Here is an 18095-nt window from a genome sequence, read left to right on the forward strand (position 1 = left end):
CGGAACGGGCTTCGACCCGGAGAACGCCATGCGCAGGATGCTCGGCTCGCTGCTCGCGCTGTGTGTCGTGATCGCCCCCTCGATCGTCCGCGCCGACCCGCCGGTCGAGGGGCCGCCGGTGATCGTGCACGGCCGTCGTCAGGCGCCCTCGGTGTTCACGACGGTCGCGCGCGCTCGGCCTCGTGATCGCGCCACGGAGGCACGCGCGGATCTGGTGCGCGAGGTGCCGCGCACGGTGCGCCGCGCGCCGTTCTGATCGTTCACGGGAGCGTCGCGGCGCCGAGCACCAGCAGGGCGACGTACCCGACCGCGGCGAGCGTTCCCGAGAAGCGCGGGCTCCCGTGGAACGCCTCGGGGATCATCGTCTCCGCGGCCATCGCGAGCAGCGCGCCCGCGGCGCCTGCTTCGACCACCGCGATCGGTGCGTCCCCGAGGTCGATCAGCGCGCGCGATGCGAACGCGGTCGCCAGCGCCGCGCCCAGTGCGATCCCCGACCACAGCGCCACCACGTACCGCAGCGAGCGGCCCGCGTGGCGCATGCCCACGGCGCTCGAGAGCGCCTCGGGCACGTTGCCGAGCGCGAGCCCCACGACGAGCGCCAGGTCGGGCGCACCATCCGCGAGCGAGATGCCCAGCACGGCGGCCTCGGGGATCGCATCGAGCGCGGTGCCGAGCGCGATCGAGGTGCCGCTGCCCGGCGCGTCCGCCTCGGTCGGTTGGGCGACGCACTCCCCGCAGCGCTTGCGATCGCGAGCCTTGGCGAGCGCCGCGTTGGCCAGGCTGAACACCGCCGCGCCGACGACGATCGACGCGACCGTCGCCGCGACGCCCACGTGATCGAGCGCGTGCGTCGTCAGATCGATCGTCGCGGTCGCCAGCAACACCCCGGCGCCCACCGACATGACCGCGGCGACGGCGCGATGCGCGAGCCGTCCGACCACGCCGACCACCATCCCTGCGACCAGGCCCGACGATGCGAGCAGTCCCCAGGCGAACGCCTCGATCACGCCCGTGACATCGGCACGGCCCGCTCCGTCGCGAGCGCGGCTCGGCGCACCTGCACGCCGGTGTGGTCCGCGGGGCTGCGACAATTCGTCCGTCGACGGGCGCGGAGACCCGCACTAGAACCCGCGCGCTCCGATGCCGGTCCGCTCGCTCGCGCTGCTGTTCGCGCTCGTCGCGCTGGCGGCACCATCGCTCGCTCGCGCGTGCGCGACGTGTGGATGTGGTGATCCGACGCTCACCGCCGTCGGCGTCGAGCAGCCCTTCGCGGGGCGGGTGCGGCTCTCGCTCGCGCTCACCCACCTCTCGTACTCCGAAGGGCGCGGGCTCGCGCGGGTCGAGGTGTTCGATCAGCGCGCGATCCTCGGAGTCGCGGCGTCGCCCAACGAGTGGCTCACGCTGAGCGTGTTCGCGCCGCTGGTGTGGCGCGAGGTCGCCCACGCATCGCTGCAACACGAGAGCACGATCGGGGTGGGCGATCCCGAGCTTCGCGCGCGCTTCGTGCTGTTCCGCGATCGCGCGTTCGCGCCCGAGCATCTGCTCTCCGCGCAGGTCGGCGCGCGACTGCCGACGCCGACGCGCCTCCACGACGACAACGGCGCGCTCTTGCCGCTCGACGCGCAGACCGGCAGCGGATCGTTCGATCCGATGGTGGGGCTCGCGTGGTCGTGGTTCGCGCGCGAGCTCTCGATGCACACGACGGCGCTGCTCACGGTGCCGACCGAGGGAACGGGCGGCTGGCGCAACGGCGCGAGCGTGCGCCTCGCGTGGCAGGGTCAGTGGCAGCCGATGAACGAGCTCGCGCTCGTGATCGGTGTCGACGCGCGCATCGACGCAGATCCGCTGCTGCGCGGAGAGACCCAGGCGGGCGGAGGCGCGGTCGTGTTCGCGTCGCCCGGGGTGATGATCTCGCCGGGCGGCGATGTGCTGCTCTGGCTCGTCGCGCGCCTTCCCTTCGTGCAGGCGCTCACCGGCGATCGCGCCGATGGTCCCATCGTCGAGCTCGGGATGGCCCTCGATGTCTGAGCGAGTGTCCGACATCGGCTCGCCGGCGCAGGGCCCTCCCGTCCGCGTGGGCCACACGCTCCGGTGCTGGTCCTCCGCCAGCGAGCGCTCCAGCTGGACCGAGCGGCGCGCGCTCGCGGTGATCGTGATCGCGATGCTCTTCGCGCACTGCGCGTGGACCACGCCGGGCGTCGGCGTGGAGATGACGATCGCGTCCGACGACGCACCGGGCGACGTGCTCGACGCGCGCGGTGATGCGCACGTGATCGAGCACGCATCGCTGCGCATCGCGTCGATCGCGCTGCTGCGGTGCCCCGAGGAGCGCGCCTCGCTCTCCTCCCTGCTCGGCCCCGCGATCGCGCTCGCCCACGAAGACGAGACGAGCGCGCTCGGTCCCTTCGTGATCGACGCGACCGATCCCACGCCGATCGCGCTCGGGCGCCTCACGATCCTTCCCGGCCGCTACTGCGACGTGCGGGTGCGCGTGGCGGGCGACGCCGAGGGCCCGACGCTCGAGCTGCGCGACGACGTGATGACCATCGCGAGCGATCTCGAGCGCGAGCGCGTCATCCGCCTCGCGACGCCGATCACGCTCGACGATCACGCGCGCACCGCGCACCTCGCGCTGCGCGTCTCGCTGGCCGGTTCGCTCGAGCGCGTCGATCCCGGCGCGCCCGACCCGATCGCCGACGGCGCGACCGTGCTGAGCGCGATCCTCGCGGCGCTCGACATCGACTCGAACTGAGACGTCGACATCGACCCGCGCGGGGCCGATGTTCGAGCGACGAGCGCCGTCGTCCGCGAGATCACCGCGTTTTCGGCGAAACGAGCGGTCTCGGACGCCTCGTGGCGAGCATTCCCGCGATGCTCGCCATTTTGCCGGTCGTATACGCGCCGGAAACACAGGACCGTTAGCTTCCCCCCTCGATGTTGCTGCCCTGATCACGTGGGCGCGGCAGGCGGGAGGCCCGATGGAGATCAATGGCGCGGATACGGCGTGGGTGCTCGTCTCGGCGGCACTCGTCCTACTCATGACCCCGGCGCTCGCCCTGTTCTACGGCGGGCTCGTGCGCAGCAAGAACGTGCTCTCCACGTTCATGCACTCGTTCTTCGCGCTGGGGCTCGTCACGATCCAGTGGGTCGTGATCGGTTACTCGCTCTCCTTCGCGCCGACGGTCGGAGGATGGATCGGCGGGCTGGATCACATGTTCCTCGCCGGCGTCGGCCTCGAGCCGCGCAGCGGGCAGACCATCCCGCACATCCTGTTCATGGTCTATCAGCTGATGTTCGCGATCATCACGCCCGCGCTGATCAGCGGCGCGTTCGCGGAGCGCGTGAAGTTCAGCTCGTACGTCGTGTTCACGCTCGCGTGGACCACGCTGGTCTACGACCCGCTCTGCCACTGGGTCTGGGGCCCCGGCGGCTGGCTCGGCGCGCGCGGCGCGCTCGACTTCGCGGGCGGCACCGTCGTCCACCTGAGCTCGGGCATCAGCGCGCTCGTGTTCGCCCTCGTGCTCGGCAAGCGCCTCGGCTACCCGAAGCAGAAGATGCTGCCGCACGACCTCACGATGACGCTGCTCGGCGCGGGCATGCTGTGGTTCGGCTGGTTCGGCTTCAACGCCGGCAGCGCGCTGACGTCGGGCGGTCTCGCGTCGCTCGCCTTCGTGAACACGCACATCGCGGCGGGCGCCGGTGCGCTGGCGTGGGCGACGATCGAGTGGGTGCGCCACAAGAAGCCGAGCGCGCTCGGCGTGGCGTCGGGTCTGGTCGCGGGCCTCGTCGCGATCACCCCGGCGGCGGGCTTCGTCGGTCCGATGGCGGGCCTCGGCATCGGCCTCGCGGCGGGCGTCATCTGCTACCTCGGCGTGCTCCTCAAGACCCGCGTGGGCTACGACGACGCGCTCGACGCGTTCGGCGTGCACGGTGTCGGCGGCGCGCTGGGCGCGATCCTCACGGGTGTGCTCGCGTCGACGGTGTGGAACTCGGCGGGCCAGGACGGCCTCGCGTTCGGCAACACCGGCCTCTTCATCGAGAACCTCCTCAGCGTCGTGGTCGCGGGTGTCTACGCGGCGGGCGTCTCGTTCGTCCTCCTCAAGATCATCGACAAGGTGATGGGCCTGCGCCCGGCGGCCGAGATGGAGCAGGAAGGTCTCGACATCACGCTCCACGGCGAAGAGGCGTACGCGACGGCGGGCATCGGCATGCGCCCGGCGCCCGAAGAGGTGGAGCCCTCGGCGGCGAAGGCCCCGGTGGTGGTCGCGGAGGTCGCGCCCGGCGAGTGATCGTCCCGCCGGTCTCGAGCTCGAAGAGAGCCCTCGTCGCAGCGATGCGACGGGGGCTCTCGCGTTCCGTCGGCGCGTGCACGGGATGCGTATCCGGTGCAGCGTGCGTTCGGAACGGCGATGACCACGCTCGTGCTCCTGCTCGTGCTCGCGGCTGCGCTCTCGCACGCGGTGTGGAACGCGATGATCAAGGGGCGCGGCGGCGATCCACTCGCCGCGTCGACGGGCTTGTCGATCACGTGGGCGCTGCTCGGCGCGCCCTTGCTCTTCGTGGTCGGGCCGCTCGATCGCGCGGCGTGGCCCCACCTCGCGGCGTCGATCACCACACACCTCGTGTACTTCTCGCTGCTGGTGCGCGCGTACCGCGAGAGCGATCTCTCGGTGGTCTACACGCTCGCGCGCGGCCTGCCGCCGCTGCTCGTCGCGGCGATGTCGATCTTCGTGCCCGGCGAGCGTCCCGGTGCGGTCGCGATGATCGGCGCGATCGCGATCGCGATCGGCGTGCTGCTGCTCGGCGCGCAGGGTGGCGCAGCGTCGCGGCGCGTGATCGGGATCGCGCTGGTGATCGCGGTGTGCATCGCGACGTACACGATGCTCGACGGGCTCGGCACGCGCGCGTCGGGCGATGCGGCGACCTACGTGACGTGGCTGTGCACGCTGCAGGGCGCGCTCTTCGCGATCGGTGCGCTCGCGATCGGTCGCGCGCCGCTCGCGCGTGAAGTGCGCACGCGGTGGAAGGTCGGCCTGATCGGCGGCGTGCTGTCCGCGCTGGGCTACGCGATCGCGCTCTGGGCGATGGCGCGCGCGCCGATCGCGCTGGTCGCCGCGCTGCGCGAGATCTCGGTGGTGTTCGCGGCGTTGATCGGCACGTTCGCGCTGGACGAGCCGTTCGGGCGGCGGCGCTTGATCGCGGCGGCGGTGGTCGCGATGGGCGTGATCGCGGTGCGCGTGGGTGGTTGACGCGCTGTTCGACGGCGATGCGTCGACGCCGCATCCATTTTCCGACCCGTACACACGCCCGAAATAGTCGCGCGCTAGGTTCTCCTTCGTCAGTCGGTGCTTCGTCCCGACGCGGCATTCGGACGGAGGGAACCCCTGCCCGAAGTCCTTTCCGCCGGCTCGCAGTTTCCACCATCCCCTTTCCCCGCGAGCCGGCACCTTGTTCGGTCTTCGCGCGCGTGGTCCGGCTTTCCTCCTGGCGCGCGCGGAGCACCTCGGCGCTCGGCGCGCCTGCGGCGTCCACCCGTCGCAGGCGCGCCGAGGGCCACGTCGTGCGTGAGCGAACTCCACGCTGCGGGATCGCCGCGTCGTGCGAGGATCGGCGCGCATGAGCCCATCGCAGTGGGCCGCGACGTTCGCGGCGTTGGTGGTCCTGTCGGGGTGTGTCTCGTCGCGCGAGCGCGAGGACGAGCGCGCGAGCGCGTGGGTCGACGCGTACCTCGACGCGATGTGCGCGTTCCACGCGCGCTGCGAGACCGACTTCGCCGGCTTCGCCGAGCGCCACCAATCGGCGTGTCACGAAGAAGGTTACGCGTACCTGCGCCGCGCCGCGGCGCGCGCCGGTCGGACGACGAGGCTCGACGACGACATCGCGAGCGGGTGCCTCGCCGCGATCGATGCGGCGAGCTGTCGCGTCGCGCCGCAGACGTTGGTGCCGGCGCTCATCGCGTGTCAGCGGCCGTTCGTCGGGCTGGTCGAGGTCGCCGGCGCGTGTGATCCGACGCTGGGCGTGACGATGGCCAGCGAGTGCGCGCCGGGCCTGTATTGCCGCAGCCTCGATGGTGCGTGCGGCGGCGCGTGCGAGGCGCTGCCGCGGCGAGGCGAGTCGTGCAGCGCTGCGCGCGCGTGTGCCGATGGCGCGACCTGCGTGGTCGAGGACGAAGGCCTGCGGTGTCGCGCGTGGTCGCTCGGCGCCGGCGAGGCGTGTGACGTCGGGGATCGCTGCGCGCTCGTCGATGGCATCGCGCACGCGTGTGTCGAGGGTCGGTGCGCGCCGGTGCCGGTGGTCGCGGTCGGCGAGGCGTGCGCGATGGGAGTCGCGCGCTGCGAGGACGACGCGTGGTGCGCAGACGGGATCTGCACTGCGCGCGGCGCGCTCGGCGATGCGTGCGGGCCGGTGCAGCCGTGTGTGGAGGGCCTTCGCTGCGACACCGACTCCGCACCGCCGCGCTGCGCGCCGCTGGGGGTCGCGGGCGATCGGTGCGCCGGAAACCACGAATGCGCAGCCGAGGCTCCGTTCTGCGCGGACTCGGATGGAGACGGCGTGGAGCACTGCTCCGTCACCGCCGATGGCTCGTGGTGTCGCGTCGGACCGGCGGGGGACTACCCGTTCCACGCATTCGACAGCTGCCCCGAGACCCACGTCTGCGCGATCGCCGGCGAGATCTACTCGCACCGCTGCTACCCGATCGCCGCGCGCGGCGAGGCGTGCGATGACACGCGGCCCTGCGAGAACGGCTCGCGCTGCGTCGGCGCGCGGTGCATCGCGATCGCGCTTCCTGGCGAAGCGTGCGGCGCGGAGGTCGCGTGTCCGCTCACCCATGCATGCGTCGATGGACGTTGCGCGGCGCTGCCGGCGATCGGCGAGGCCTGCACCGACGCGTGCTTCGAGGGCGTGTGCCGCGACGGAGTGTGCGTGCGCCGCGCGGCCGGCGAGGCTTGCGACGGGATGCGCACCGGGTGGTACCGCGACTGCGAGGGCGTGTGCGGCGGCGACGTCTGCGTCGATCTGCTCGACGTCGGAGCGACGTGCGGCTGGGGGCTCGGCGGCTGCGACGCCGAGCTCGTCTGCGTCCCCACGTCGCACGATGCGGGGGTCTGCGTCGCTCGCTGCGAGTGAGCGTGTCGATTCCTTCCAAGACGCGCTCGGCGGGGATCGATATCGTCGACGCATGACGACGAGACCTCCGATCCACCTCGCTCCCGGCGCCGGGCGCGTCTATCCGGGCGGCCGCGTCGCGGCCGTGTTCCTCGCGGATCGCGAGGAGACCGATCATCGCTATTCGATCTCCGAGTGGTGGCTCGAGCCGCACACGCAGGGGCCGGGCGCGCACTCGCACGAGGAGGACGACGTCTTCTACGTGCTCGAGGGCACCATCAGCTTCCTGCTCGGCGATCGCTGGATCGACGCGCCGCGCGGCTCGTTCGTGCTCGCGCCCGGCGGCGTGACGCACGACTTCGAGAACCGCACCGATGCGCGCGCGGGCATGCTCAACATCTCGGTGCCCGGCGACTTCGAGGACCACATGCCCGGCATCGCCGAGTGGTTCCGCGAGCACCGGAGCTGATCACCCGGGCGGCCCGACGAGGCGCGGCACTTCGATCGCGAGATGGTCGGCGAGCGCGCGCACCGCGGGGAGCTGTCCACGCCGCGACGGCGCGAGGAGCGTCAGTCGATGATCGCCCACCTGCCACTCGGGCAGCACCTCGCGCAGCGCGCCCCGCTCGAGCTCGTCGCGGCACATGTAGCGAGGCAGCGCGACGATGCCGAGCCCCTCGCTCGCCGCCGCGAGCAGGAGCGAGTGATCATCGCTCCGCAGTCGCGGGACGAAGGGGATCTCCTCGGTGACCTCGTCGCGCTGCAGTGTCCACGTCGCGACCGCGCTCGGGCCACCGAGCAAGAGACCGGTGTGCGCGCGGAGATCGCGCGGTGTCCTCGGGATGCGGCGGACCCGTAGATACCGCGGCGACGCCAGGAGCCTCCACCACGAGGGCGAGAGGTAGCGCTGCACGAGCCCGGTGTCGGGCAGCGGACCGACGTGGCCGCGGAGCGCGAGATCGAAGCGCTCCTCGACGAGATCGACGATGCGGTTCGTCGCGTGGAGGAACACGTCGACCTTGGGAAAACGGCGCATGAAGCGCGGCAGTAGCGGGCCCATGATGTCGCGGCTCATCCCCGCGGAGCACGTCACGCGGATCGTCCCGCTGGGCTCCGCGACGCGACGCCGCGCGGCGTTCTCCGCGGCCTCCGCCTCGATGCGCATCGCGCGGGCGTGCTCGAGCACCTCCTCGCCGACGTCGGTGACCGTGAGCTTGCGCGAGGTGCGCTGGAGCAACCGCACGCCGAGGCGCTCCTCGAGGAGCTGCAGGCGCCGGCTCAGGCTCGACTTCGGCACGCCGAGCGCGCGGCTCGCCGCCGAGAAGCCGCCGTGCTCCGCGACGCTCACGAGCACTGCGAGGTCGTTCCAATCGCCCATCGTTCCACCTGCGGGACGATGCGTTCGATGCGAGGTCCTGGTGCCGCGATCGTCCACGCAGCAGGATGATGGACATGACGATCGACGTCGATGCCTACTTCGCGCGCATCGGATACCAGGGGCCGCGCACACCGACGCTGGCGACACTGCGGGCGCTCCACGCGCTGCATCCTCGCGCCATCGCGTTCGAGTGCCTCGATCCCTGGTCGCGACGGAGCGTCGAGCTCGCGCCAGCGGCGCTCGAGGCGAAGCTGGTGCGGGGCGGACGCGGTGGGTACTGCTACGAGCAGAACGGGCTCCTCGCGCACGTGCTGCGCGCGCTCGGCTTCGAGGTGCACGGGCGCGCGGCGCGGGTGCGGTGGGGCGTGCCCGACGACGTGGTGTTGCCGCGCAGCCACATGGTGCTGCGGGTGGAGCTCGAGGAAGGCTCGTACCTCGCCGACGTCGGGTTCGGGCTGATCACCCCGCTCGCGCCGCTGCGGCTCGTCGACGACGTGGAGCAGGAGACGCCGCTCGAGACGTTCCGGTTTCGCGCCGAGGGGGAGAGACGCGCGCTCGAGGTGAGGTCGCGCGAGGGATGGCGCGCGCTCTACTGGTTCGACGACGCGACGTTCCTGGCGCCCGACTACGAGACGCTCAACTGGTGGACCTCGACGAGCCCGGCGTCGCGCTTCGTGCAGAACCTGATCGCGGCGCGCCCCACCAAGAACGGTCGGCTCCGGCTGGTGAATCGCGAGCTCACGTTCCAGACGCCCGACGGGCCCGCCGAGGTGCACACGATCGCGAGCGCGGCCGAGCTGCGTCGGGTGCTGGAGCGCGAATTCGGGATCGATCTCTCGGGGATCGACGCGCCGCTCGAGCGGCTGTTCGCCGAGCGGTGAGCGTCAATCGGGCTGGAAGACGCGATCCTGGGTCCCGTCGTCGTCGTAGTACTGCCAGGCGCGATCGAACGTGATCGCGCCGAACGTGTTCACCACGATCGCGAACACGAGTGCCAGCAGGAACCCCGGGCCGAATCGTCGTCCGCCGAGCGCGATCGCGACGAACACGAGCGGTAGATAGTCGAGCGCGAATCGATATCCGAACTGGACCCATCCGCTGTTCTGATAGAGCAGGTTCCAGATCGCGACTGCCGCGCTCGCGACGTAGAGCGCGACGATCTGCGCATCGACCCGGCGCGGCCACAGCGCGAGCAGGAGCGCGGGTGTCGTGAACCAGAGCGCGAGGCCGTGGCGGCTGATGATCACGTGCGGCTCGTGCGCGGTGAGCCAGGGCAGCGACGTCAGGAAGACCGCGAGGTTCTTCGAGAGATAGTGGTAGCTGAAGAGGCCCCAGGTCTCGATGCGGCCGCGCCATCGGATCATCAGATATCGATGTCCGAACTCGAACGGATTCTCGAAGCGCTCTTCGTTCATCCACATCGCGATCGCGCCGATGACGAGGATCGGCGCCGCGAAGATCGCCCAGCGCTTCAGCGCCTCGCGCCACTGCACGCGCGTGGTCCAGAGATAGACGCGGCGCGCGATGCTCGGTTGATCGCCGTACTCGGGCTCGGGGCCGACGCGCGAGATGCGCATCGCCTCGATCGCGAAGAAGAGCACCAGCGCGGCGGTGGTCGCGCGCGTCATGAACGCCAGGCCCAGCATGAGCCCGGCGAGCGCGGGACGTCGCGCGTCGAGCGCGAAGTAGACGTACCCGAGGATCATCACGACGCCGACGACGTGCCCCGCGAACCACACCGCGCCTTGCACCGCGGTGAAGAAGAAGACGGTGCCGAACGCGAAGAGCGTCGTGAGCAGGAGATCGTCGCGGATGCTGCGTTGCGATCGACCGGTCTCGCGGAGGCGCCGGAGGATCACGTAGAGCAGCGCGGGCGCGAGGCCGGCGAAGAGCGCCCAGAAGAGCGCGTCGGAGATGTCGGGCCCGAAGAGCGCGACCGCGGGCAGGATGACGATCGCGGGGAAGGGCGGGAACGAGATGTACCAGCGCTGCGTGTCGCGCGGATGCGAGAACGCGCCGGGCGGACAGACGTCCTGGGTCTCGATGTCGTAACAGGCCCAGTCGTTGGTGCCGGGCGGTCGATTGCCGAGCACGCCGAGCTGACCGTGGAGGAACGAGTCGGCGAGGTGGACGAAGTGGTTGTCGGGGGTCGGGCCCGACGTGCGCGGTCCGGCGACGCCTGCGTAGACCGCGGCGCTGATCGCCCAGATCGCCGCCGGGAGCGCGAGACGACGAGCGATCTGCTGGGCGCGGGACATGCGGGCGCGAGGATAGCCGGAGGGGACGGGGCGACAAGAACGCGAACGTTCGGTAAGCGACGGGGCGCGCGGGGTGCGGCAGGATGGGCCGGCGATGGACCCTCTCGAAGAGCTCGGACGGCGCGAAGAAGAAGAGCAGGCGCGCGTGCGCGCCGCGCAGCGGCGCTACGGCGAGGTGATGAGCGTCGTGGTGATCGTCGCGTTCGTCGCCGTGATGGGCTTCGTCGCGTGGGAGGTGCTGCCGGGCGCGGTGCGCTCGCCGTGGCTCTGCGGCGGCGCGATCGCGGTGGCGATCCCGATCGCGATCCTGCGCGCGCTGGTGCGCCGCGGCGTGAACAAGCTGATGTGATCAGAGGCGGGCGAGCGCGGCGTCGAAGCGCGCGGCAGCGCGCGCGATGTCGTGGGGGCCGCGGGGCTCCCAGCGCGCGAGGCTGCCGACGTCGTGGAGCAATCCCTCGCGGACGTCGGCGACGAGCGCAGCGCGGGATGGCTCGGGGAATCGGAGCAGGCCCGACGTGGCTTCGAGCTGGGTCTCGAAGAGATCGCGCGCCCAGCGGGTCTGCCAGCCGGGCCACGCGTGGGCGAGCCTCCGATCGTGATCGGGGAGCCAGTGCGCGCACCAGAGCTCGACGGTGCGCGCCGCATGATCGATGTGGAGCCCGACGTCCGGGAATTCGTCGGTCCACTCGGCGAAATCGAGCGTGGGGAGCGATTCGTTGGGATCGAGGCGATCGAGCACGAGGCGCCCGCTCTCCTCACCCAGCACTGCGATTGGCCAGAACGCGAGCGCTCCCGTCGCGTTGCGCACCGACACGCATCCCGTGAGCCCGTCGAGCTCGAAGCGAGGCTCGAGTGGAGGCAGTGGGTGGCGATCGATCACGCGGGCGATGTCACCGCCGATCGCGCGTACGAGATCGACGATGCCTTCGTGGGCCCAACGCAGAGCCCATCCTGGCCACAGCTCGCTCAGCATCGCGTGATGCAGACGCCGCGCGGGAATGCTCGACCCCGGCCAGCCACCGAACCAGAGCGCGGTACGGGCACGCAGGTCGAGCACGACGCCACCGTCGCACCAGACCTCGTCGACGATGCCCGGGATCGCGTCGACCGCGTCCTGAGCACGGATCGTATCGAGCATCGCTTCCGCGCCCCAGAACAGATCGGCGTGCAACAGACCGCCGCGCCACCGTGAGTGGAAGAGCGATGTCGATCCGTCGGGCTCGAGGATCGCGAAGAGGGCGTGCGAGGGCATCTGCCTACGATGAGCGATCGCGTGCGCGCATCGAAGCGACGGCGGCATCGAAGATCGCGGCTCGATCGAGCGCGATCCCGCGCGCCGGCTCGTCGAGCGCGTACGGATTCACCTGCACGCTCCGTCCTTCGCGCTCCGCCTCGTCGATCATCTCGCTCAGCAACGCGCGGCCATCACCCGCGACGGAGCCCGTGACGAGGCTCGCGCGGAGCTCGGCGATGCGCTCGTCTTCGGAGAGTGGTTCGATGACCAGCGTCCCGCGCGAGAGCGCGACGTGCTCCTCCCAGCTCGCGCCCACGTGCACGAGCTCGTAGCCGCTCCAGCGCGCCGCGATCTCGTCGAGGCGCGGCAGGTCGCGCCCGCACCACAGCACGACGCGGCGCGCGGCGACGTCCACGTGGAAGCCGCCCTCGAGCCACCAGTCGCGCGCCGGCGCGAACACGAAGCGCTCGCGGCCCTCGACACTGCGCGCGAGCTCGACGAGCTCGACGCCCCCGGTGACGTGCTCGTCGATGAACAGGGCCAGCGGGAAGTGCCGCATCCGGCCGTCTTCGAAGACGAAGGTGGCGATGCAGTTCGCTTCGTGATCGTCGTCGGGCGACGGCAGCGTGGTGATCGGATCGATGAGCACCTGCTCCGAGCGCACCAGCGATGCGGGCACACCGGCGCGCTCCGCGAGATCGACGACGCCGCGCTCCGCCCATCGCACATCCCAACCGGTCCACACCTCGCGTACGAGCGCGAGATAGGTGCGCCGCCGCGCCGCGTCGCAACGCAGCTCTTCGCCGCCGAAGAGGAGGAGCTCGCGACGATCGACGTCGAGCACTGCGCCGCCCTCGGCCCATACGTCGTCGAGCCAGCCCTCGTCGCCGACCTCGCGATGATCGAGGATCCACCTGCGCGCGTGATCGGCGCCCCAGAAGAGCTCGTTCACCAGCGTCTTCGCCGACCAATGTCCGTAGAAGACGCGTCTCTCGCGGTGCTCGACGAACACCAGGTTGGCGCGATCGCCCATGCCGCACACACGATGACCGACGCGCGGTGTCTCGCGCTACCATCGCGCGACGATGACGATCTCGGAGGCGATCCGGTTCCGGCTGAATGGGCGTGAGGTCGAGGCGCGCGGAGTCGATCCCAACACCACGCTGCTGCACTGGCTGCGGGCGAGCGGGCTCACCGGGAGCAAGGAAGGCTGCGCCGAGGGCGAGTGCGGTGCGTGCGCGGTCGCGCTGGTCGAGACGGGGCCCGATGGACGCACGCGCTACGAGGCGATCAACTCCTGTCTGTTCCTCGTCGTGCAGGCGCAGGGGCGCGAGATCGTGAGCGTCGAAGGCATCGCGCCGAGCGAGCGCGTGCTGCACCCGGTGCAAGAAGCGATGGCGAAGGGCGGCGGCTCGCAGTGCGGGTACTGCACGCCGGGCTTCGTGGTGTCGCTCTTCGCCGAGTACTACCGCGGCGACGAAGGCCCGCTCGACGAGGAGTCGTTCGCGGGGAACCTCTGCCGCTGCACCGGCTATCGCCCGATCCGCGACGCCGCGCACGAGCTCGCGACGATCCGCCGCACCCGGCACGATGCCGACGATGCGCATCGCGCGCGTCTCGAATCGCCCGCGCCCGACGCGAAGCCGTTCTCGTACGCGTCGTCGACGCGGCGCTTCCATCGCCCCACGACGCTCGCCGAGGCGACCGCGCTGCTCGCGCGCGAGCCCGATCTCACGATCGTCGCGGGCGGCACCGACGTGGTCGTCGACATCAACCAGCGCCACGTGCGCCATGCCGGGATCGTGTCGCTCGATCGTGTCGCCGAGCTGCGCGGCGTGCGCGTCGGCGAGAGCGCGATCGAGATCGGCGCGGGCGAGCCGCTCGCGCGCCTCGAAGAGCGATTGCACGGCACCGTCGCGATGTTCGATCAGCTCCTGCCGCTCTTCTCGTCGCGGCTCATCCGCACCCGCGCGACGCTCGGCGGAAATCTCGTGACCGCTTCGCCGATCGGCGACTCGCCGCCGGTCCTGCTCGCGCTCGGCGCCGAGGTCGTGATCGCGGGGCCGAACGAGGATCGCGCGGTCGCGATCGACGAGTTCTTCGCGGGCTATCGCAAGACCGCGCTCGCGAAGGGCGAGCTGGTGCGCGCGGTGCGCATCCCGCGTCCGCTGCCGGGCATCCAGCGCTTCTACAAGGTCAGCAAGCGGCGCATGGACGACATCTCGACGGTCGCGGGCGCGTTCGCGATCGATCTCGACGCGCGTGGTGTCGTGACGAGCGCGCGTCTCGCGTACGGCGGAGTCGCGGCCACGCCGATCCGCGCGCGCCGTGCCGAGGCCGCGCTGATCGGGAAGCCGCTCGGAGCGGCGTCGATCGCGTCGGCGGTCGTCGCGGCGCGCGGTGAGCTCGCGCCGATCGACGATCATCGTGGCAGCGCGAAGTACCGGCGCGCGATGATCGGCGCGCTGCTCGAGAAGCTCGTCACCGACGAGGCGGAGACGGTCGCCGCGCGATGATCGTTCCGTTCGAGCCCGCGCACGCGCCGGGCGCGGTGGACGCCGTGTTCTACGAGCGGCGTCTCGGCTGATCACTGGTTCGCGAGCGCGGAGCCGAGCGCCGCGAAGATCGCCGCGCCCATCGTCATGATCAGCACGAAGCCGCAGCAGCAGAGCAGGATGCCGAGCACCCAGAGCACCGCCTTCACGAGGAAGTAGATGCGCAGCTTGCCGAGACCGTCCGCGAGCAGCTGCTGGTCTTGTCCGTCGCTCGTCGTGATCTTCTCGAACGCGCTCGCCGCCATGAAGAGCAGCACTGCGAGCAGCGCCTGAACGCCGAGCCCCATCACGCCGAAGCAGACGTTCCCGCCGATCGGCATCTGCCGGTAGAGCCCGACGCCGACCGAGCCGACCATGCTGAACAGCGATCCGAGGATCGCGAGGCCGCCCGCGATCTTCATGAAGAGCGCGGTCTGCTGGATGTTCTTCTCGTCCTCGGGAGAGAACGCGATGCGGCCGAGCGGCGAATCGCCACCGCCGCCGTATCCACCGCCACCGGGAGGCGGCGCTCCGAATCCACCACCGCCACCTTGCGGCGGTCCGAATCCACCACCCTGCGGCGGTCCGAATCCACCGCCACCCTGCGGCGGTCCGAATCCACCGCCGCCTCCACCCCACTGCTGCGGCGGGCTCACATCCCACCTCCCATCGCGCCCGGCATCATCGGCGTCGCGGGCCCGAACGCCTGCGTGAGGAACCCGCCGCACTGCATGCCCATCATCACGAAGAAGAGCACCGCCTCGAGCAGGAAGAAGAGCCGCAGTCGCGCGAACGCCGTCGCGAGCAGCGCCTGATCCTGGGTGTCGGTGGTGACGACCTGCTCGAGCGCGCGCCGCACCTGCACGAGCAGCGCGCCCTGGCCGATCATCCCCGCGCCGTAGAGCAGGATCGTCAGCGCGGTGATCGCGGCACCGACTGCCGCCATCGGATGGAACTGCGCCTGCGCGGGGACGCCGGCGAAGCTGAGGCAGCCGCCGAGCAGCCCGAGCGCTCCGAAGACGAAGTTGACGACGAGCAGGAACAGCATCGTGCCGACGAGCGTGCGAATCGCGCTCTCGTCGGCGGGCGTGAACGGGATCCTCGCGGCCGTCATCTCCCCCTCCGGTCTCGCGCGACGATACACCAGGGCGCACCGCCTTCGCGCTACCATCGCTCGATGAACGAGCCTCGCTCGACCCCGAAGCACACCGCGCCCCCCGGAGCGCGCGCGGTGGGCGCCTCGATCCCGCACGAGAGCGCGACTGCGCACGTCACCGGTGCCGCGCTCTACACCGACGATCTCGCGACGCGCATGCACGGCGTGCTGCACGCGTGGCCGGTGATGGCGCCGCACGCGCACGCATGGCTCGAGCGCCTCGACGTCGTGCCCGCGTACGACGTGAGCGGCGTGGTGAAGGTGCTCACGGCGGCCGATGTGCCGGGCGAGAACGACACCGGCGCGAACCGCCGCGACGAGCCGCTCTTCCCGCGTCCTGCGGTCGACGGCGATCCGCGTTCCGAGATCCTCTTCCACGGCATGCCCGTCGCGTGGGTGCTCGCGGAGAGCGAAGAGGCCGCGAAGCTCGGCGCGGCGCGGGTGATCGCGGAGTACACGCCGCGCCCCGCGATCCTCACGATCGAGCAGGCGATCGACGCGGGCGCGTTCCACACCGACGAAGAGCGCATCGTGCGCGGCGACGTCGACGCGGCGCTCGCGGCCTCGAAGATCGTGATCGACGGCGAGCTCTACGTGGGCGGTCAGGAGCAGTTCTATCTCGAGACCCAGGCATCGATCGCGTACGTCGACGAGTCGGGCGCGATGATGGTGCACTCGAGCACGCAGCATCCGACGGAGACGCAGGACGTCGTGGCGCGCGTGCTCGGCGTGCCGGCGAGCGACGTGGTCGTGCAGCAGCTGCGCATGGGCGGCGGCTTCGGCGGCAAGGAGACGCAGGCGAACCCGTTCGCGTCGGTCGCCGCGGTGGGCGCGGTGGTGACGAAGCGCCCGGTGCGGGTGCGCCTCGATCGCGCGCGCGACGTGATCCTCACGGGCAAGCGCCATCCGTTCCTCGGTCGTTATCGCGTGGGGTGCGACGCCGACGGGACGCTGCGCGCGCTGCGGCTCGCGCTGTGGAGCGACGGTGGTTGGTCGCTCGATCTGAGCTTCCCGGTGCTCGGCCGCGCGCTCTTCCACTCGGACAACGCGTACTACGTGCCCGCGATGGCGGTGACGGGGCGTGTCTGCAGGACGCACAAGTCGTCGAACACCGCGTTCCGTGGGTTCGGCGGGCCGCAGGGCATGGTGATGATCGAGGAGGTGCTCGATCGCGTGGCGCGCGCGGTGGGCCTCTCGCCCGACGTGGTGCGCGAGAAGAACCTCTATCGCGAAGGTCACGAGACGCACTACGGACAGCGCGTCGACGATGCGGACCGACTGGCACGCATCTGGAGCGAATTGAAGAGCGACGCCCAGTGGGACTCGCGACGTCGTGAGATCGATGCATTCAATGCATCGAGTCAGAGCGTCAAACGCGGACTGGCGATCACGCCGGTGAAGTTCGGAATCTCGTTCACCGCCAAGTGGTACAACCAGGCCGGCGCGCTGGTGCACGTCTACAAGGACGGAAGCGTCCAGATCAATCACGGCGGCACCGAGATGGGCCAGGGCCTGCACACGAAGATGCTGCAGGTCGCGGCGGACGCGCTGGGCCTGCCGCTCGCGTGCGTTCGCATCATGCCGACGCGCACCGACAAGGTGCCGAACACCAGCGCGACCGCGGCGTCGAGCGGCAGCGATCTCAATGGCGCCGCGGTGAAGAACGCGTGCGACGCGCTGCGCGCGCGGGTGTGCGAGGTCGCGGCGTCGATGCTCGGATGCGCGAGCGACGCAGTGACGATCGAGGGCGGTGTGGTGCGCGGCAATGGGCGTGAATTGCCGTGGGCCGAGGTGATCGACCGCGCCTATCACGAGCGCGTGCAGCTGAGCGCGACGGGCTTCTACAAGACGCCGGAGATCCACTGGGATCGCGACAAGGGCCGTGGTCGGCCGTTCTATTACTTCGCGTACGGCGCAGCGATCACCGAGGTCGAGGTCGACGCGTTCACCGGGATGTACGGAATTCGCAGGGTCGACATCCTGCACGACGTCGGTGACTCGCTCTCTCCGATGATCGACGTCGGGCAGGTCGAGGGCGGATTCGCGCAGGGCGCGGGCTGGCTCACCCAGGAAGAGCTGGTGTGGGACGACAAGGGCGCGCTGCGGACGCCGAACGCGAGCACGTACAAGCTGCCGAGCCTCGGAGAGTGCCCGCCGGTGTTCCGCACGAAGCTGCTCGAGCGCGCGCGCCAGGAGGGCGTGGTCGGCGGGAGCAAGGCCGTGGGCGAGCCACCGCTGATGCTCGCGATCAGTGCGCGCGAGGCGCTGCGCGACGCCGTCGCGGCGTGCGCGACGACGGGCCGTCGGGGCGCGGTGGCGCTCGCGTCGCCCGCGACCGCCGAGCAGGTGTTCTGGGCGATCCAGACGCTGCGCGAAGAGGGCCGGGTGACGATGCCCGAGCCGATCGTCGGCGTGCGCAGCTGAGTTC

At 71.1% G+C, this 18095-nt stretch carries 18 protein-coding genes; 11 read left to right on the plus strand and 7 right to left on the minus strand.

Annotated features, from left to right (window positions below; translation table 11 throughout):
* Window positions 1–28 precede the first annotated feature (28 nt).
* The gene (locus I5071_RS36075) at window positions 29–256 is read left to right on the plus strand and encodes a hypothetical protein (protein ID WP_236517896.1); all 228 of its coding nucleotides are present in this window, start codon (window positions 29–31) and stop codon (window positions 254–256) included.
* Window positions 257–260: 4 nt separating this feature from the next.
* Here the strand turns inward: I5071_RS36075 and I5071_RS36080 are convergent, their stop codons facing one another.
* Window positions 261–1007, minus strand: coding sequence for a ZIP family metal transporter (locus I5071_RS36080; protein WP_236517897.1), 747 nt, complete (start codon window positions 1005–1007; stop codon window positions 261–263).
* 133 nt (window positions 1008–1140) lie between these two features.
* Here I5071_RS36080 and I5071_RS36085 point away from each other — a divergent pair, with 133 nt between their 5' ends.
* From I5071_RS36085 to I5071_RS36110, 6 genes are all read left to right on the plus strand, one after another.
* On the plus strand, window positions 1141–2028 hold the full coding sequence (locus tag I5071_RS36085; RefSeq protein WP_236517898.1) for a transporter: 888 nt from the start codon (window positions 1141–1143) through the stop codon (window positions 2026–2028).
* Window positions 2021–2752, plus strand: a complete 732-nt coding sequence (locus I5071_RS36090) for a hypothetical protein (RefSeq protein WP_236517899.1) — start codon at window positions 2021–2023, stop codon at window positions 2750–2752. Before I5071_RS36085 ends, I5071_RS36090 begins: the two co-directional genes overlap by 8 nt.
* A gap of 226 nt (window positions 2753–2978) precedes the next feature.
* The gene (locus I5071_RS36095; protein WP_268921175.1) at window positions 2979–4289 is read left to right on the plus strand and encodes an ammonium transporter; all 1311 of its coding nucleotides are present in this window, start codon (window positions 2979–2981) and stop codon (window positions 4287–4289) included.
* Between the two features lie 120 nt (window positions 4290–4409).
* Entirely contained in the window at window positions 4410–5249 is an 840-nt protein-coding gene (locus tag I5071_RS36100; RefSeq protein WP_236517901.1) for a DMT family transporter, read from the plus strand.
* 367 nt (window positions 5250–5616) lie between these two features.
* Window positions 5617–7128, plus strand: a complete 1512-nt coding sequence (locus tag I5071_RS36105) for a hypothetical protein (protein ID WP_236517902.1) — start codon at window positions 5617–5619, stop codon at window positions 7126–7128.
* Between the two features lie 52 nt (window positions 7129–7180).
* Window positions 7181–7576 carry a cupin domain-containing protein gene (locus tag I5071_RS36110; protein ID WP_236517903.1) on the plus strand — a complete coding sequence of 132 codons (396 nt, stop codon included), beginning with the start codon at window positions 7181–7183 and terminating at the stop codon, window positions 7574–7576.
* Here the strand turns inward: I5071_RS36110 and I5071_RS36115 are convergent, their stop codons facing one another.
* Window positions 7577–8485, minus strand: coding sequence for a LysR substrate-binding domain-containing protein (locus tag I5071_RS36115; protein WP_236517904.1), 909 nt, complete (start codon window positions 8483–8485; stop codon window positions 7577–7579).
* Between the two features lie 74 nt (window positions 8486–8559).
* Between I5071_RS36115 and I5071_RS36120 the strand changes: the two genes are divergently transcribed.
* Window positions 8560–9366 (plus strand): arylamine N-acetyltransferase family protein, encoded by an 807-nt coding sequence (locus tag I5071_RS36120; protein WP_236517905.1) that lies wholly within the window; start codon window positions 8560–8562, stop codon window positions 9364–9366.
* A 3-nt stretch (window positions 9367–9369) separates the two neighbouring features.
* Here the strand turns inward: I5071_RS36120 and I5071_RS36125 are convergent, their stop codons facing one another.
* Window positions 9370–10743: a DUF2029 domain-containing protein gene (locus tag I5071_RS36125; protein ID WP_236517906.1), complete on the minus strand. Its 1374-nt coding sequence runs from the start codon at window positions 10741–10743 to the stop codon at window positions 9370–9372.
* 94 nt (window positions 10744–10837) lie between these two features.
* Between I5071_RS36125 and I5071_RS36130 the strand changes: the two genes are divergently transcribed.
* The gene (locus I5071_RS36130) at window positions 10838–11092 is read left to right on the plus strand and encodes a hypothetical protein (RefSeq protein ID WP_236517907.1); all 255 of its coding nucleotides are present in this window, start codon (window positions 10838–10840) and stop codon (window positions 11090–11092) included.
* On the opposite strand, the gene I5071_RS36135 is transcribed toward I5071_RS36130, so the two are convergent.
* Both I5071_RS36135 and I5071_RS36140 read right to left on the minus strand, forming a co-directional pair.
* Window positions 11093–11995 (minus strand): hypothetical protein, encoded by a 903-nt coding sequence (locus I5071_RS36135; RefSeq protein ID WP_236517908.1) that lies wholly within the window; start codon window positions 11993–11995, stop codon window positions 11093–11095.
* Window positions 11996–11999: 4 nt separating this feature from the next.
* A complete protein-coding gene (locus tag I5071_RS36140) occupies window positions 12000–13010 on the minus strand; it encodes a hypothetical protein (protein WP_236517909.1) in 1011 nt (336 codons plus the stop codon).
* A gap of 52 nt (window positions 13011–13062) precedes the next feature.
* Between I5071_RS36140 and I5071_RS36145 the strand changes: the two genes are divergently transcribed.
* On the plus strand, window positions 13063–14493 hold the full coding sequence (locus I5071_RS36145; RefSeq protein ID WP_236517910.1) for a xanthine dehydrogenase small subunit: 1431 nt from the start codon (window positions 13063–13065) through the stop codon (window positions 14491–14493).
* Between the two features lie 71 nt (window positions 14494–14564).
* Here the strand turns inward: I5071_RS36145 and I5071_RS36150 are convergent, their stop codons facing one another.
* Window positions 14565–15167, minus strand: coding sequence for a hypothetical protein (locus I5071_RS36150; RefSeq protein ID WP_236517911.1), 603 nt, complete (start codon window positions 15165–15167; stop codon window positions 14565–14567).
* Window positions 15164–15625, minus strand: coding sequence for a hypothetical protein (locus tag I5071_RS36155; RefSeq protein WP_236517912.1), 462 nt, complete (start codon window positions 15623–15625; stop codon window positions 15164–15166). The genes I5071_RS36150 and I5071_RS36155 overlap by 4 nt, the downstream gene beginning before the upstream one ends.
* A 63-nt stretch (window positions 15626–15688) precedes the next feature.
* Here I5071_RS36155 and xdhB point away from each other — a divergent pair, with 63 nt between their 5' ends.
* Window positions 15689–18091, plus strand: coding sequence for a xanthine dehydrogenase molybdopterin binding subunit (xdhB, locus tag I5071_RS36160; protein WP_236517913.1), 2403 nt, complete (start codon window positions 15689–15691; stop codon window positions 18089–18091).
* Window positions 18092–18095 lie beyond the last annotated feature (4 nt).

The organism is Sandaracinus amylolyticus, from assembly GCF_021631985.1.
In the GTDB taxonomy this organism is placed as follows: domain Bacteria; phylum Myxococcota_A; class Polyangia; order Polyangiales; family Sandaracinaceae; genus Sandaracinus; species Sandaracinus amylolyticus_A.

Excerpts from the sequence above, each read along its gene's own strand:
- I5071_RS36100 (WP_236517901.1), top strand. The coding sequence starts at position 4,410 with ATGACCACGCTCGTGCTCCTGCTCGTGCTCGCGGCTGCGCTCTCGCAC.
- I5071_RS36125 (WP_236517906.1), bottom strand. The coding sequence starts at position 10,743 with ATGTCCCGCGCCCAGCAGATCGCTCGTCGTCTCGCGCTCCCGGCGGCG.
- I5071_RS36135 (WP_236517908.1), bottom strand. The coding sequence starts at position 11,995 with ATGCCCTCGCACGCCCTCTTCGCGATCCTCGAGCCCGACGGATCGACA.
- I5071_RS36155 (WP_236517912.1), bottom strand. The coding sequence starts at position 15,625 with ATGACGGCCGCGAGGATCCCGTTCACGCCCGCCGACGAGAGCGCGATT.
- I5071_RS36120 (WP_236517905.1), top strand. The coding sequence starts at position 8,560 with ATGACGATCGACGTCGATGCCTACTTCGCGCGCATCGGATACCAGGGG.
- I5071_RS36095 (WP_268921175.1), top strand. The coding sequence starts at position 2,979 with ATGGAGATCAATGGCGCGGATACGGCGTGGGTGCTCGTCTCGGCGGCA.
- I5071_RS36105 (WP_236517902.1), top strand. The coding sequence starts at position 5,617 with ATGAGCCCATCGCAGTGGGCCGCGACGTTCGCGGCGTTGGTGGTCCTG.
- I5071_RS36085 (WP_236517898.1), top strand. The coding sequence starts at position 1,141 with ATGCCGGTCCGCTCGCTCGCGCTGCTGTTCGCGCTCGTCGCGCTGGCG.
- I5071_RS36130 (WP_236517907.1), top strand. The coding sequence starts at position 10,838 with ATGGACCCTCTCGAAGAGCTCGGACGGCGCGAAGAAGAAGAGCAGGCG.
- I5071_RS36115 (WP_236517904.1), bottom strand. The coding sequence starts at position 8,485 with ATGGGCGATTGGAACGACCTCGCAGTGCTCGTGAGCGTCGCGGAGCAC.
- I5071_RS36090 (WP_236517899.1), top strand. The coding sequence starts at position 2,021 with ATGTCTGAGCGAGTGTCCGACATCGGCTCGCCGGCGCAGGGCCCTCCC.
- I5071_RS36075 (WP_236517896.1), top strand. The coding sequence starts at position 29 with ATGCGCAGGATGCTCGGCTCGCTGCTCGCGCTGTGTGTCGTGATCGCC.
- I5071_RS36140 (WP_236517909.1), bottom strand. The coding sequence starts at position 13,010 with ATGGGCGATCGCGCCAACCTGGTGTTCGTCGAGCACCGCGAGAGACGC.
- I5071_RS36110 (WP_236517903.1), top strand. The coding sequence starts at position 7,181 with ATGACGACGAGACCTCCGATCCACCTCGCTCCCGGCGCCGGGCGCGTC.
- xdhB (WP_236517913.1), top strand. The coding sequence starts at position 15,689 with ATGAACGAGCCTCGCTCGACCCCGAAGCACACCGCGCCCCCCGGAGCG.
- I5071_RS36145 (WP_236517910.1), top strand. The coding sequence starts at position 13,063 with ATGACGATCTCGGAGGCGATCCGGTTCCGGCTGAATGGGCGTGAGGTC.